Genomic DNA, 14,857 nt, shown 5'->3' on the forward strand with positions numbered 1-14,857 from the left:
GCGCTTACTTCGTACCGTACATCCTGTCCCCGGCATCGCCGAGGCCGGGCATGATATAGCCCTTCTCGTTCAGCTGCCTGTCGATGGAGGCGGTGAAGACCGGCACATCCGGCAGTGCTTTCTGGAAGGTCTCGATACCTTCCGGCGCCGCCAGCAGGCAGACGAACTTGATGTTCGTGGCGCCCGCCTTTTTCAGCCGCTCAATCGCCGCGACGGCGGAGTTACCGGTCGCCAGCATCGGATCGACAACGATGAAAAGCCGCTCGTCCCGGTGTTCCGGCAGTTTCATGTAATATTCGACCGGCTCCAGCGTTTTCGGATCGCGATACAGACCGATATGGCCCACGCGCGCCGACGGCACCAGCTCAAGCATACCATCCAGCAATCCGTTACCGGCGCGCAGGATAGAGACAAAGCAGAGCTTTTTCCCCTCGAGGCGCGGCGCCATCATGGTTTCAAGCGGCGTTTCGATCTCGACGGTCTCGACATCCAGATCCCGCAACACCTCATAGGCAAGAAGGTGCGCGATTTCCTTCAGCAGAAGACGGAACTTGGAGGTGGCCGTATCGGTTTTCCGCATGAGGGTCAGCTTGTGCTGGACGAGCGGATGATCGACGACGGTGACGGGTTGTGCGCTCAAGGGCTCTCTCCTCTCGGGCCGGTCACTGACCGGGAACTGTCATATTTTCCCAGTCATACGCCGTCATCCGAAAAGGGCAAGCCCGGTTGCGCCAATTTCAGCTCTTCGTCCGGTTTGCCAGTGCGATCCCGCCGAGAACGAGGACAAGCGCGGCGGCATGATACCAGGCGAAAACCTCCCCCAGGATCATCACGGCGAGCCCAGCCGCGAAGACCGGCACGAGGTTGACGAACACCCCGGCCCGGCCCGGCCCGATCAGATCGACCCCGCGCAGGAAGAAGATTTGCGCCAGGAAGGACGGGAACAGGGTGACGAACAACACAATCCCCCAGCCCTTCAGCGTCGGCCACTGGAAATCGCCCATATAGGCCTCCAGAGCCGCAAGAGGCAGTGCCGTGACGAAGGCGGCGGCGGCCATGATGGTGAACATGGCAAGCCCGGACACATTCGGCCTCTTCCGGAGCGCCACCGTGTATCCGGCATAGAGGGCGCAGGCCATGACCATCAGCAGATCGCCGTGATTGAATTCCAGCGCGGCAAGACGCTCCAGCTCACCATGAGCGGCAATCAGAATGATGCCGACCATGGTCAACAGAACGCCCGCACCCTGCACCAGCGAGACACGCGTGCCATAGACAAGCAGAGCGCCGATCAGCACGAAAATCGGAATCGAACCCTGCAAAATGCCCATATTGATCGCCACCGTGGAATGGGCGGCGACATAGAACAGGCCGTTGAACATCGTGAAGCCGAGCGCGCCGAGGGCAAACAGGAACCAGAACCGCTGCTTCATCACCGGCCATTCCGCCAGCACCTTCTTGCGGGAGACGAATCCCATCAGGATCACGACACCGGCCCAGCGCAACAGAACCAGAGCCATCGGCGAAACCTCGCCAATGGCAAGCCGCCCAGCAACAGCGTTCCCGCCCCACATCAGTGTGGTAAGGGCGAGCAAAATATAGGCGTTCCCGTAGAAGGCGCCATTAAGGCCGCCCGCTTTCGGACTCAACATGAGTAGGCTCCCGGATGAGTGGTCCGGACAGAACGCCGGAACGCGGCAAGAATGAAAACAAACAGGCCGTTTTGCAACCCGGTTATGAAATAAAATTACCTATGCAGCGCTGGCCATCAGGTCCGACATGAAATCACCAAGTGCCTCGACTTGTTCGACCGTCAGACGAAGGCCCAGCTTGCTCCGGCGCCAGAGCACGTCTTCCGCCGAAACAGCCCATTCCCGGCGCATCAGATAGCGCACTTCGGCTTCACTCAGCCCAGCTCCGAAATCCCGTCCAAGATCCGCAAATGTCTTCGCGTTCCCGAGGATTTCGAGCGCGAAAGTCCCGTATTGCCGCTCAAGCCGAAGGGCCGTTCCGTCATCAAGAAACGGATAGCGCCGCTTCAGGGCATCGAGCTGTCCGGCAAAGTCGAGCACAGGGAAATCCCCGCCCGGCAGAGGTTTGGAGCCGCTCCATTCCGGCCCCTTGGCGCCGAGTGCTCCCTCGATCTTCTGCAGCACGGAATTGGCAAGGCGCCGGTAGGTCGTCAGCTTGCCGCCAAAGATATTGACCAGCACACCGTCTTCCGGCTTTCCGTCCTCGCGGAGGACATAATCCCGTGTCGCTTCCTGCGCCTTGGACGCGCCGTCATCGAACAGCGGGCGGACGCCGGAATAGGTCCAGACGATATCCTCGACCGCGACCGGTTTCTTGAAATATTCACCGGTGGCAGCACAGAGATAGGCGGATTCCTCCGGTGTGATCGCGACCTTCGCCGGGTCGCCCTCATAGTCACGGTCCGTGGTCCCGATCAGCGTGAAATCACGCTCATAGGGAATGGTGAAAAAGATCCGGCCATCGGAGTTCTGGAAGATATAGCTGCGGTCGTGATCGTAGAGTTTCGGCACGACGATATGACTGCCCTGCACCAGCCGGACATTCCGCGCGCCATTCTGCCCGAAGGCATTGCCAAGAACCTTGTCCACCCACGGTCCCGCCGCATTGACCAGCAGGCGCGCCTCGATATCGCGTTCCGTGCCCGTGCGCAGGTCCCGCAATGTCACCCGCCAGTGCCCGTCCTCGCGCACCGCTTTCACGACTTGCGTGCGGGTATGGATATCGGCTCCGCGATCCGCCGCATCGCGGGCATTCAGAACCACGAGGCGGGCATCGTCGACCCAGCAATCGGAATATTCGAAGCCCTTGCGAAAATCGTCTTTCAGCGGAGCGCCCGCCGCGTCCGTCTTCAGGTTCAGAACCCGTGTCGGCGGCAACAATTTGCGCCCGCCGAGATGATCGTAGAGAAACAGGCCGAGCCGGAGCAGCCAGGCAGGGCGCAGTCCCGCATGATGCGGCAGGACGAACCGCAACGGACGCACGATGTGCGGCGCCATGGCCCAAAGCACCTCGCGCTCCTCCAGAGACTCCCGCACCAGCCGGAACTCGTAATGCTCCAGATAGCGCAAGCCGCCATGGATCAGCTTGGTCGACCAGGACGAGGTACCGCTGGCGAGATCCGACATCTCGGCAAGACAGACGGAATAACCGCGCCCGGCGGCATCACGGGCGATACCGCAGCCATTGATACCGCCACCGATTACGGCGATGTCGTACATCGGGAGTTTCCTCTCAGCTTGAGCTTTGTTCACTCAGAATTCCGGGCGCGCGGGCAATCGTGACGCCATTGAGCGCGCAGAGTTCCTGAACGCTTTCCGGCACCTCGGCATCCGTCACCAGGACATCGATGTCCCTGAGATGGCCGATGCGCACCGGCGCGTTCCGGTCAAATTTCATATGGTCGGCGACAAGAATCGTGCGCCGCGCATGCCGGATAATTTCCTGCGCAACGCGGACCTCGCGGTAATCGTAATCAAGAATGCTGCCCTCTTCGTCGATCGCCGAGGCCCCGATCACCGCGTGATCGACCTTGAACTGCCGCATGAACTCAACGGTCGCCTCGCCGACGATGCCGCCATCCGTCCGCCGCACCAGACCGCCGGCGATGATGACTTCGGTGGAGGGGGATTCGCGCAGGATGTTCGCCACGTTGATATTATTGGTGATGACCATCAGGCCTTCACGTTCCCGCAAGGCAAAGGCCACCTGCTCCGTTGTCGTCCCGATATTCAGGATGACGGAGCTGTTGTCCGGGATCAGGGCAGCGGCAACCGCGCCGATCCGCCGCTTTTCCTCGGCCGCCAGGGTCCGCCTCGCATCGTAGGCGTAATTGATCGCACCTGACGGATAGACCGCGCCGCCATGCACCCGCTGCAGCAGGCCGGCATCGCAGATCTCGTTCAGATCCTTGCGGATGGTCTGGGGTGTTACATCGAACTGAAGCGCGAGATCATCGACCCCGACCCGCCCGTCCTGCCGGGCTTTCTTCAGGATATCGGTCTGCCGTGGCGAAACCGGATCCATCATGTGTCCTTTCGTTATCTTTCGTTCAGGACATTAAACAGTTCGAACGAACGCTCGAACGACCAAATACATAAATTTCACGCCGCCCCTGCCAGCGAAGCGCCACATATTCGTTTTCTTTCGATTAGCTGACAACCTTTCTCTGAAGCGTAAAAGCGCCTCGCGCAGTACAACGCACGATTTTAGCGCATCATCACATCAGGAAATTTATTCCATATACCTGTATTTATTATCTTTATTTGAAATAATCCATATTATTATTAATACTTTTTCCGGGTAAAAATATTCATTTTATCGCGCATGACTTGACCTTCGATTTTTTTCGTTTGATAGTCACCTCAGCTGATAAAGCTGGGAGGAAAATAATGAAGAAGACACTGATGGCCGCGGTTGCGGTCACGGCTCTTCTCGCCGTGCCGAACGTCGCAAAGGCGGGCATTGCGGAAGCCGAGAAATGGATCGATAGCGAATTCCAGCCCTCCACCCTCTCCAAGGACGCCCAGAAGTCCGAGATGGAGTGGTTCGTCAAGGCCGCCGAGCCTTTCCGGGGCATGGAAATCAACGTCCTGTCGGAGACCATCCCGACCCACGAATATGAATCGAAGACCCTGGCCAAGGCGTTCGAGGAAATCACCGGCATCAAGGTCAACCACCAGCTCCTCGGTGAGGGCGAGGTGGTTCAGGCCGTTCAGACGCAGATGCAGACGAACCGGAACCTCTATGATGCCTATATCAACGATTCCGATCTGATCGGCACGCATGCGCGCCTGCAACTCGCGGTCAACCTCACGGACTGGATGGCGGGCGACGGCAAGGACGTCACCAATCCCGGCCTCGACATTGACGATTTCATCGGCAAGTCCTTCACCACCGGTCCGGACGGCAAGCTCTATCAGCTACCCGACCAGCAGTTCGCGAACCTCTACTGGTTCCGTTACGACTGGTTCAACAAGCCGGAGCTGAAGGCCAAATTCAAGGAGATGTACGGCTACGAGCTGGGCGTTCCCGTGAACTGGTCCGCCTATGAGGATATCGCCGAATTCTTCACCGAACATGTGAAGGAGATCGACGGCGTCCGTATCTACGGTCACATGGATTACGGCAAACGAGCCCCCGATCTCGGCTGGCGCATGACCGATGCCTGGCTCTCCATGGCCGGTGCCGGCTCGAAAGGTCTGCCGAACGGCCGGCCGATTGACGAGTGGGGCATCCGGATGGAGGAAGGCTCCTGCAATCCCGCCGGTGCATCCGTCACCCGCGGCGGCGGAACCAACGGTCCAGCGGCTGTTTATGCCATCCGCAAATGGGATGAGTGGCTGCGGAAATATGCGCCTCCGGGTGCGGCGGACTACGACTTCTACCAGTCGCTTCCGGCCCTGAGCCAGGGCAACGTGGCCCAGCAGATCTTCTGGTACACCGCCTTCACCGCCTCCATGGTCGCGTCCAAGGCAGACGGCAACAACACCGTAGACGATAACGGTGTGCCGCTCTGGCGCATGGCCCCGTCCCCGCACGGCCCGTACTGGGAAGAAGGCCAGAAGCTCGGTTATCAGGATGCCGGGTCATGGACACTCTTCAAGTCGACCCCGGTCGACCGGCGTAAGGCAGCCTGGCTCTATGCCCAGTTCGTGGTTGCCAAGACCGTGTCCCTGAAGAAAAGCCATGTCGGCCTGACCATCATCCGGGACAGCGACATCAACGACAAATCCTTCACCGAACGGGCGCCGAAGCTCGGCGGCCTGGTCGAGTTCTACCGCTCGCCCGACCGGGTGAACTGGTCGCCGACCGGCGTGAACGTGCCCGACTATCCGAAGCTGGCCCAGCTCTGGTGGCAGCAGATCGGTGACGTCAATTCCGGCGCCTTCACACCGCAGGAAGCCATGGACCGTCTCGCCAGCGAGATGGATCAGGTGATGGCGCGCATGGAACGCGCGGACAAGGCCAACAATACCTATGGCGGTTGCGGCCCGCGTCTGAATGTTGAGAAGGATCCGTCCGAATGGCTCGGTAAGGGTGGCGCGAAGGCCCCGCTCGCCAACGAGAAGCCGAAGGGCGAAACAGTTTCCTACGATGAGCTGGTGAAACGCTGGGCTCAGAACTAGGACCGATCTCCCTAGCTCGGAGACTCCACTCCGCCGGGGCCGTATCCCTCGATCCGGCCCCGGATTTTTTCTTCGATGCCCGACGCGCCAAGGCGCTTCCGGCCAAAAGTGATTTACATGCGGACAGGACGAGCGGGACGGCCCGCACCACCATCCGCCGACCTCTCGATAGGCCATGACACTCACACTCAAAGGCGTAACCAAGCGTGTCGGTAACGCGGTGCATATCCACCCGGCCGACCTGACGTTCGAGCCCGGCAGCTTCAATATCCTGCTCGGCTCCACGCTCGCCGGTAAAACCACGCTGATGCAGCTGATGGCGGGGCTCGAACGCCCGCTGGAAGGCGAAGTCTGGTTCCATGGCAAAAACGTGACCGGCATGCCGGTGCAGCAGCGCAACGTCTCGATGGTCTATCAGCAGTTCATCAATTATCCGAATTACACGGTCTATGAGAATATCGCCTCCCCGCTCCGGGTGGCACGCGCATCGGAAGAGCTGATCCGGCAGCGGGTCGGCGACATGGCCGAATTGCTGCGCCTGACCCCGATGCTGGACCGCCTGCCCGCCGCCCTTTCTGGCGGTCAGCAGCAGCGCACCGCGATCGCCCGCGCATTGGTCAAGGATGCGGACCTGGTGTTGCTGGACGAGCCGCTGGCGAACCTAGACTTCAAACTGCGCGAGGAATTGCGCGACGAGCTGCCGCGCCTCTTCGCCGACCGCAACTGCATTGTGGTCTATGCGACGACGGAGCCGACCGAGGCCCTCCTCTTCGGCGGCAACACCGCCACGCTGTTCGAGGGGGCCGTCACCCAGTTCGGCCCGACCCGCGAGATCTACCGCAAGCCCAACAGCCTGCTCAGCGCCCAGGTCTTTTCCGATCCGCCGATCAACGTGATGTCCTGCGAGAAACACGGCGATCACTTCACCGATGCCGAGGGCGCACGCTGGGTTGCCAATGGCCCCGCCTCCTCTCTTTCGGACGGTCCCTACACGCTCGGCATCCGGCCACATTTCGTGACCACTGTCGCGGCAGGCGCAGACCCGGTGCCGGTTTCCGGCCGGGTCATGGTAACCGAACTCAGCGGCTCGGAAAGCATCATCCATTTCGCCAAGGGTGGCGGGACATGGGTTTCCCAGTCTCACGGCATCCATGCTTTCGAGGTCGGCGCAGAGGCCCACCTGCACGCCGATTTCGCACAGGCCATGTATTTCGCCCCGGACGGCGCGCTGGCTGCCGCCGCTTCGGCCCGGGCCTAGGAGAGAGAGACGATGGCGAAAATCACCCTCGACGATCTCCGGCACGCTTACGGCACAAATCCGCAGCGACCCGAAGACTATGCGCTGCAACAGCTCGACTTCACCTTCGAGGATGGCGGCGCCTATGCCCTGCTCGGCCCGTCCGGCTGCGGCAAGACCACACTGCTGAACATCATCTCCGGCCTGCTGACACCGAGCCACGGCAAGGTGTTGTTCGACGGCAAGGACGTGACAGGGTTTGCTCCGGACGAGCGTCATATCGCGCAGGTGTTCCAGTTCCCGGTCGTCTACGACACCATGAGCGTCTACGACAATCTGGCTTTCCCGTTGCGCAATCGCGGCGTCCTGGAAGCGGAGGTCGATGAGAAGGTGCGTGAGATCGCGGCCATGATCGATCTCGAAGACACCCTGATGAACCGCGCCTCGGGCCTCACCGCCGACGGTAAACAGAAGATCTCCCTCGGCCGCGGTCTGGTCCGCTCCGACGTGAACGTGATCATGTTCGACGAGCCGCTTACAGTGATCGATCCGCACCTGAAATGGCAGCTCCGCTCCAAGCTGAAGGAGCTGCACCAGCGGGTGAAGCGGACCATGGTCTACGTTACACACGACCAGACCGAGGCCCTGACCTTCGCCGACAAGGTGGTGGTGATGAATGCCGGCCAGGTAGTGCAGATCGGCACGCCGGTCGAGTTGTTCGAAACGCCGGGCCATGAGTTCGTCGGTCATTTCATCGGCTCGCCCGGCATGAACATCCTCGATTGCGAGGTGAAGGGCGGCCAGGCTTTCCTGCATGGCCAGCCCGTCGCGACCAGTAATGCAGCCATTGTGAAGGACGACGCCGAAGGCTCGCTAAGGCTCGGTATTCGCCCGGAATTCGTCAACCTCTCAGAGAATGGCAATGGTATCGCGGCCGATGTGGTGAATGTCAGCGACAGCGGCCGTTATCAGATCGTGGAAACGCGCATCGGCGATGCCCCGGTGAAATTGCTGGTGGCTGAAGGCGTCGAAATCCCGACCGGCAGAACCGCATTGTCATTCCGGGCCGACCGGACGCGGGTCTATCGCGACGGCTGGCTGGTGGCCGAAGGAGCAAAAGCATGAACAAGCTGCAGAACAACAAGGCCTGGTTCTTCGTTCTTCCTGTCTTCGCGCTGGTCGCCTTCAACGCCATCATCCCGCTGATGACCGTGGTCAATTACTCGATGCAGGAGACCTTCGGGAACAACGAGTTTTTCTGGGCCGGACTCATCTGGTTTCAGGACATCCTGCAATCCGACCGCTTTCATGCCAGCCTCGGCAGGCAGGCGATCTTCACCGCCAGCATCCTCGCCATCGAAATGCCGCTCGGCGTTGCCATCGCACTCTGCATGCCGCGCAAGGGGCCATGGGTTTCCGTCTGCCTCGTCCTGATGGCCCTGCCGCTGCTGATCCCGTGGAACGTGGTTGGCGCCATGTGGAATATCTTCGCACTGCCGGATATCGGCTTCCTCGGACATATGCTGAACGCCATCGGCTTCGACTTCAATTTCACCCGGCAGCCCGGCGATGCCTGGTTCACGCTGATCCTGATGGATGTCTGGCACTGGACCTCGCTCGTGGTGCTGCTGGCCTATGCCGGTCTCAGCTCGATCCCCGACGCCTATTATCAGGCCGCCAAAATCGACGGTGCCGGAGGCTGGGCGATCTTCCGCTTCATCCAGCTGCCAAAACTGAAGCGGGTCCTGACCATCGCCTTTCTGCTGCGTTTCATGGACAGCTTCATGATTTATACCGAGCCCTTCGTGCTGACAGGCGGCGGGCCGGGCAACTCGACCACCCTGCTCTCCATCGATCTGGTGAAGATCGCGCTCGGCCAGTTCGATCTCGGCCCGGCGGCGGCGATGTCGCTGGTCTATTTCCTGATCATCCTGCTGTTGAGCTGGGTCTTCTACACCGTGATGACGCGGAACGAGGAGCAGTGACATGAACGCGAAGAAAACCGCCGGATGGCTGGTGCCGAGCCTCTATATCCTGTTCCTGATGCTGCCGATCTACTGGCTGATCAACATGTCGTTCAAGACCACGAACGAGATCCTCGGCAGCTTCACGCTCTACCCGCAGGAATTCACGCTCGACAATTACATCACCATCTTCACCGACCCGACCTGGTACATGGGCTATGTGAACTCGATCACCTATGTGACGCTGAACACGGCGATCTCGGTCGCGGTCGCGCTGCCGGCCGCCTATGCCTTCTCGCGCTATCGCTTCATCGGCGACAAGCACCTGTTCTTCTGGCTGCTGACCAACCGCATGGCGCCACCGGCAGTCTTCGCCCTGCCCTTCTTCCAGCTCTATTCGGCGGTCGGCCTGTTCGACACGCATATCGCCGTGGCCCTGGCGCACACCCTTTTCAACATTCCGCTCGCGGTCTGGATCCTCGAAGGCTTCATGTCCGGCGTCCCGCGCGAGCTGGACGAGACGGCTTACGTGGACGGGCATTCCTTCTGGAGCTTCTTCCTGAGGATTTTCGTACCCACCATCGCCGCCGGGATCGGCGTCGCCTGCTTCTTCTGCTTCATGTTCTCCTGGGTCGAGCTGCTGCTGGCGAAGACCCTGACAGCGGTCGAGGCGAAACCCATCGCGGCGACCATGACCAAGACGGCAAGTTCGTCAGGCTACGAGCTCGGGTTATTGGCAGCGGCGGGTACGCTGACAATCATCCCGGGCGCCTTCGTGATCTATTTCGTCCGCAACTACATCGCCAAGGGCTTCGCCCTCGGGCGGGTCTAGGAAGGAGACAGCTCATGGGATTAAGCTGGATGGCCTGGACCTGGCCCACCGCCGCCTTCTTCATTTTCATCGCCTGCTGCCTCGGCACCATGACGATGCTGGAGCTGCGCAATCCCGGCGGCGCCCCGCGCGACGGCGTGCTCGGCCTGACGACAACGCGCGGCGACCGGCTTTTCATCTGGCTGCTCGGCAGCGCGTTTATCTTCCTGGCCTGGCTCGGGCTGGTGGGCACAGTGCTTTGGGGCCCGCTCGGGATCGCTCTGGTTTATGGGCTCCTGGTGTTTCGATACGTGTGACCACCCCATCGGCAGAAGATGCCATCCCGGCATGAACCGGAAGGGCCCTTCGCTCCTTCCGGTTTTTTTCATGCCAAAGGCAAATACCTTAATTATTTCATGTATTTAATCGAAACCGCCTCACGTCATGAACCGTGAAGGAAATTTATTAAATTTTTCCTATTTTTCAATGATTTGACAACGACAACCTGATCTGAATATTAATCGTTTAGATTTATAATACTCTTCTAATATCTCCTCAAAAACGAGTGGATCTGGCGCATGAAGAATTCCCGCGCACTGGTTTTCGTGGACCCTGCGGTCCGACAATTCGATATCCTTACAGCCGGCCTCAATCACGGCGCGGAGGTTCATCTCCTCCAGTCGGCAGGCGATCCCCTTGCCCAGATCGCGGACCGGGTCTCCACCGGCCGGAAAATCGACCGCCTTGTCATTGTCGCGCATGGTGAACCCGGTGCAGTGATGCTGTCCGGCACACGCATGGACCGTGAGGCGCTCGGCCATGCGGATATCGCACTCGGGCGCATCCGCGACAGCCTGGCACCCGGCGCCGAGGCAATCCTGGTTTCCTGCTCTGCCGGGGCCGGGCCGGAAGGGACTGCATTTGCGAGCGCTCTCGAAAACGCGCTCGGCATCGATATCGATCTTTCCACCTCCGATCTCGGTGGTGACACAGGCTGGAATGGATTGCCCGCCGCTAGTGCGCTGTTCGCGCGCCCGGCGCTGGAGGCCTATCCGCACCGGCTCGCCAGCTTCGACATGTCGAACATCACGGGCAGCGGCACCAACTCGGTGACGGTGACGGCCGACGACGGCACCACGACCATGACGATCACGCGGTCCGACAGCGGCACCATGACCGGCGACGATGACGAAGCCTTCAATCCGAGCGATCTCGGCGCCGGCGACAGCTATACGATCACCTTTAACACTGCCATCAATGTCACCTCCTTCGACATCAATGAAAGTATCAGCGTCGATACCGGCAGCCTCTATACCTTCACCGCAAATGCGGGAACGGCCGTCACACAAGACGATTTCGAGATCGACGATTTCACCCCTCCCTTCAGCACGAACCTTACCCCAACCGACTGGACCGGAATTACCTCGTTCGAAGTCGGCTACGAAGGCGGGGATGCCTGGCGGATCGACCTGGACAATATCGTCTTCACCCTGCCTTTCATCGGCGGAACGACGTCCGGCAGCGGCTTCAACACGACTAACGGTACCAATGTCGATGTAACCTTCGGGGCAGGCAACGAAACACTCATCATTGCCGATGCATCCCACATCACAGGAACGTCCGTCGCCGATGGTGGCGCCGGTACCGACACCATCCAGCTTGCCGATGGCAGCGATCTGACAGTTTCCGGCTTTACCCTGCAGAATTTCGAGATCCTCAAGCTGGCCGACAATGCCAGCGTGACCATGACGGCCGCACAGTATGACGGCTTCACGACGGTCAATGGCGGCAGTGGGAACGAGACCGTTACCCTGACGGATGCAAGCGGGGACGGGACGGTCACCGGTGCATCGGGCATCGAGAATTACGTCCTCGGCGCAGGCGGCCTGACATTCACTCTGGGGTCCGCCTATCAGAGCATCAACGGTAGCGCCGGAGCCGACACAATCTCCGTGGACTCCCTGACCGCAGTTGGAACGCTCTCGGGTGGCGCGGGCACAGACACATTGACGCTCGGCAACGGCGCGAACATTTCCGGCGCGACACTTTCCGGTTTTGAAAACCTGACGCTTGCAAACGACGCCAATGTAAGCATGAAGACAATGCAAATCGCGGGCTTCACAGGCACCGTAACAGCGGCGCAGAACGAAACCCTTACGCTTACCGATACGGGCGACATTTCCGGTGCAACCATCAATGCCTTCGAAACTATCGCGACCGGAAGCGACAGCGCCGCGCAGACGATCACGCTGACCGCAGCACAGGCCGACGGGACGAGCCTCAGCGCTGGAGACAGCGGGCTTGACCGGTTCAACGTGACCGGCTCGGCTGGCGGACAGAATGTTACCGGCAGCGCGGCAGGAGACCTCATTGATGGCGGCGGTGGCCACGACACTCTGAGCGGCGCCGACGGCGACGACACACTCTCGGGAGGGGACGGTTACGATTCCATCCTTGGCGGGGCCGGCAACGATGTTCTCTATGCCGGGGCAGGTGACGGCGGCTTCCTGCCCCCGGGCGAATTAATCAATATATACGGCATCGGCAACGAGCTGATGGGCGGAGACGGGAACGATGTCGTTTATGGTGGCGCGGACAATGATCGTATATCCGGCGATGCTGGCAACGACACGCTGTTTGGTGGAGATGGTCTTGACCTGATCGATGGCGGAGCGGGCGCCGATCTGCTTGACGGTGGCAGCGGCATCTCCTTCTTCACTGGATCCATTGCGGATTTTGACGGCGACACTATCTCTGGTCTGGACTACGACGACATCATCATTGTCGATGGCGCAACCGGGCTTGTCAGCAGCCTGAACGGTACAGCACTCGGCAGTTCGATTAATCTCGGCTCCGGTACAATCAATCTGGCTAATTTCGAAGCTGGGCTGACGCTCAGCGTGACAGAAACGTCCGGCTCCACAACTGTACAGTTCGTCAGACCGTCCTCCGGCGGCGGTTCCTCGGGTGGCGGATCTTCCTCCGGTGGCGAGTCGTCCTCGGGTGGCGGGTCTACCGGTGCTGGCGTCACTGCCGGCAGCGGGACGACGGTCAGTGCTCCGACGACCTCCAGCGATGGCTTGAAGACACAGCAGACCGTAACGACTTCAGCTGGCGGTTCCGGTACCACAACACTGACAAATGCCGGTGGCGGTAGCGGGACGACAGTGACCCTTCCTGCAGGCTCCGGCATGACGGTGACAACGCCGATAGCAACGGTGACGTCCTCGAATGCGGCCTCGACGGTCGCCTCGGAAAGCGGTGGAACGGCGCTGGATTCCAACACTCAGTCTTTTCTGGGCACACTCGCAGGCAACCAGGGCCTGGACGTCCGGACCATTATTCCAACGACCGTAACGGGCACTCCGGAAGATCCAATTGTGATCACCGGCAGTACCAACGCGACGCAATCCGAAGCGTTCGTGATTGACATTCGGAATTTGCCAACCGGAACGTCCCTGACACTCGACAATATTGAATTCGCATCGGTTATGGGCTCCGCCACGATCACCGGCGGGGCTGGGGAAAATTACGTCGTCGGAGACGATGCCACGCAATTCATTTCCCTTGGGCCGGATGACGACACCTTGATGGGCGGCGGCGGCGCCGACACGATCGGCTCCGGCGGCGGCGAGGATGTTCTCTACGGCAACAAGGGCATCGACCTTGTGTTCGGCGGCGAAGGTAACGATACGCTTTATGGCGGTCAGGACGAGGATACTGTATCCGGCGGCATCGGCAGCGACGTGCTCTATGGAAACAAGGGGTCCGACACGCTGATGGGTGAAAGCGACGCGGACAGTCTCTATGGCGGTCAGAATGACGATATCGTCTACGGCAATCAGGGGAACGACGTCCTGCATGGCAATCTCGGCAACGACACCCTCTATGGCGGCCAGGGAGACGATTATCTGGTCGGCGACAACGGGGCGGACTTGCTCGTCGGCAATCTCGGCAACGATACGCTTGTGGGCGGTGAAGGCGCCGACACGTTCCTCATTGAGGGCAGTGGCGGGAACGATCAGATCCTCGACTTCACGGTCGGACAGGACAGCCTGCAATTCGAGGCAGGGCTGAGTTATGAAGCCGCTGATGTCGGCGGAAATGCGGTGCTGACAATGTCGGATGGCGTCACAGTCACCCTGATCGGCGTACGGACATCCGATCTCGGCTTTGGCGGCTATGACGGTTGGGGCGGTTATGATGACTTCGGAGGAGGCCGCGCCTAGACTGGAAGGCGAACAGACCTTCCCTTGCCGGGAGCGGCCGCATCCAGGCCGTTTCAGGCCCTCTCGCCCGGAGATTTCCAGATGGACCGCCTACCCAAACTCGCGCCAGGCAAGCTCGATCCCGCCCAGGCAGAACTCTATGAAGCAATCACCGGCGGTGTCCGTTTCAAGTCAGGCCCGGGCATTGACATGATGGAGAAGAGCGGTGCCCTGCGCGGCCCGTTCAATGCTTGGCTGCACACTCCAGAGACCGGCGGAGCGGCACAAACTCTCGGCGTGAAGCTGCGGTTCGAATCCTCCCTGTCCGGCGCCATGCGGGAGACAGCGATCCTCACGGTCGCGAAACACTGGCGCTCCCAGTATGAGTGGTGGGCGCACGAGCAGATCGCCCTGAAGGAAGGCATGACACCCGACGAGATAGCCGCAATCAAACGTGGCGAGGAAGTTGTCTACGAACG

The 14,857-nt window shown here is 60.3% G+C and carries 12 protein-coding genes; 8 read left to right on the plus strand and 4 right to left on the minus strand.

Features of this window, described 5'->3' with window-relative positions; genetic code table 11:
* Positions 1-4: 4 nt before the first annotated feature.
* The 4 genes from upp to AAC126_RS06755 all read right to left on the minus strand — a co-directional run bounded on the left by upp (position 5) and on the right by AAC126_RS06755 (position 4,059).
* Complete coding sequence (upp, locus tag AAC126_RS06740) at positions 5-640, minus strand: uracil phosphoribosyltransferase (protein WP_339851359.1); 636 nt, start codon at positions 638-640, stop codon at positions 5-7.
* A gap of 97 nt (positions 641-737) precedes the next feature.
* Complete coding sequence (locus AAC126_RS06745) at positions 738-1,652, minus strand: DMT family transporter (RefSeq protein ID WP_339851362.1); 915 nt, start codon at positions 1,650-1,652, stop codon at positions 738-740.
* 99 nt (positions 1,653-1,751) lie between these two features.
* Entirely contained in the window at positions 1,752-3,251 is a 1,500-nt protein-coding gene (gene glpD, locus AAC126_RS06750; RefSeq protein WP_339851364.1) for a glycerol-3-phosphate dehydrogenase, read from the minus strand.
* Between the two features lie 13 nt (positions 3,252-3,264).
* Positions 3,265-4,059, minus strand: a complete 795-nt coding sequence (locus tag AAC126_RS06755) for a DeoR/GlpR family DNA-binding transcription regulator (protein WP_339851367.1) — start codon at positions 4,057-4,059, stop codon at positions 3,265-3,267.
* Between the two features lie 362 nt (positions 4,060-4,421).
* Between AAC126_RS06755 and AAC126_RS06760 the strand changes: the two genes are divergently transcribed.
* From AAC126_RS06760 to AAC126_RS06795, 8 genes are all read left to right on the plus strand, one after another.
* Positions 4,422-6,158 (plus strand): ABC transporter substrate-binding protein, encoded by a 1,737-nt coding sequence (locus AAC126_RS06760; RefSeq protein ID WP_339851369.1) that lies wholly within the window; start codon positions 4,422-4,424, stop codon positions 6,156-6,158.
* A gap of 175 nt (positions 6,159-6,333) precedes the next feature.
* Positions 6,334-7,416: an ABC transporter ATP-binding protein gene (locus AAC126_RS06765; RefSeq protein WP_339851370.1), complete on the plus strand. Its 1,083-nt coding sequence runs from the start codon at positions 6,334-6,336 to the stop codon at positions 7,414-7,416.
* 12 nt (positions 7,417-7,428) lie between these two features.
* Positions 7,429-8,520, plus strand: a complete 1,092-nt coding sequence (locus AAC126_RS06770; protein WP_339851371.1) for an ABC transporter ATP-binding protein — start codon at positions 7,429-7,431, stop codon at positions 8,518-8,520.
* Positions 8,517-9,380: a sugar ABC transporter permease gene (locus tag AAC126_RS06775; protein ID WP_339851372.1), complete on the plus strand. Its 864-nt coding sequence runs from the start codon at positions 8,517-8,519 to the stop codon at positions 9,378-9,380. Before AAC126_RS06770 ends, AAC126_RS06775 begins: the two co-directional genes overlap by 4 nt.
* Position 9,381: 1 nt before the next feature.
* Complete coding sequence (locus AAC126_RS06780; protein ID WP_339851374.1) at positions 9,382-10,191, plus strand: carbohydrate ABC transporter permease; 810 nt, start codon at positions 9,382-9,384, stop codon at positions 10,189-10,191.
* 14 nt (positions 10,192-10,205) lie between these two features.
* Positions 10,206-10,487, plus strand: coding sequence for a DUF2160 domain-containing protein (locus tag AAC126_RS06785; protein WP_339851377.1), 282 nt, complete (start codon positions 10,206-10,208; stop codon positions 10,485-10,487).
* Between the two features lie 261 nt (positions 10,488-10,748).
* Positions 10,749-14,399, plus strand: coding sequence for a DUF4347 domain-containing protein (locus AAC126_RS06790; protein ID WP_339851379.1), 3,651 nt, complete (start codon positions 10,749-10,751; stop codon positions 14,397-14,399).
* 81 nt (positions 14,400-14,480) lie between these two features.
* Positions 14,481-14,857: carboxymuconolactone decarboxylase family protein (locus tag AAC126_RS06795; RefSeq protein ID WP_339851381.1), on the plus strand; the 377-nt coding region annotated here is incomplete at its 3' end.

The organism is uncultured Nisaea sp., from assembly GCF_963974195.1.
Lineage (GTDB): Bacteria > Pseudomonadota > Alphaproteobacteria > Thalassobaculales > Thalassobaculaceae > Nisaea.

Coding starts and splice junctions, on each gene's coding strand:
- AAC126_RS06775 (WP_339851372.1), top strand. CDS start 8,517: ATGAACAAGCTGCAGAACAACAAGGCCTGGTTCTTCGTTCTTCCTGTC.
- AAC126_RS06760 (WP_339851369.1), top strand. CDS start 4,422: ATGAAGAAGACACTGATGGCCGCGGTTGCGGTCACGGCTCTTCTCGCC.
- AAC126_RS06755 (WP_339851367.1), bottom strand. CDS start 4,059: ATGATGGATCCGGTTTCGCCACGGCAGACCGATATCCTGAAGAAAGCC.
- AAC126_RS06770 (WP_339851371.1), top strand. CDS start 7,429: ATGGCGAAAATCACCCTCGACGATCTCCGGCACGCTTACGGCACAAAT.
- AAC126_RS06785 (WP_339851377.1), top strand. CDS start 10,206: ATGGGATTAAGCTGGATGGCCTGGACCTGGCCCACCGCCGCCTTCTTC.
- glpD (WP_339851364.1), bottom strand. CDS start 3,251: ATGTACGACATCGCCGTAATCGGTGGCGGTATCAATGGCTGCGGTATC.
- AAC126_RS06780 (WP_339851374.1), top strand. CDS start 9,382: ATGAACGCGAAGAAAACCGCCGGATGGCTGGTGCCGAGCCTCTATATC.
- AAC126_RS06765 (WP_339851370.1), top strand. CDS start 6,334: ATGACACTCACACTCAAAGGCGTAACCAAGCGTGTCGGTAACGCGGTG.
- AAC126_RS06790 (WP_339851379.1), top strand. CDS start 10,749: ATGAAGAATTCCCGCGCACTGGTTTTCGTGGACCCTGCGGTCCGACAA.
- AAC126_RS06745 (WP_339851362.1), bottom strand. CDS start 1,652: ATGTTGAGTCCGAAAGCGGGCGGCCTTAATGGCGCCTTCTACGGGAAC.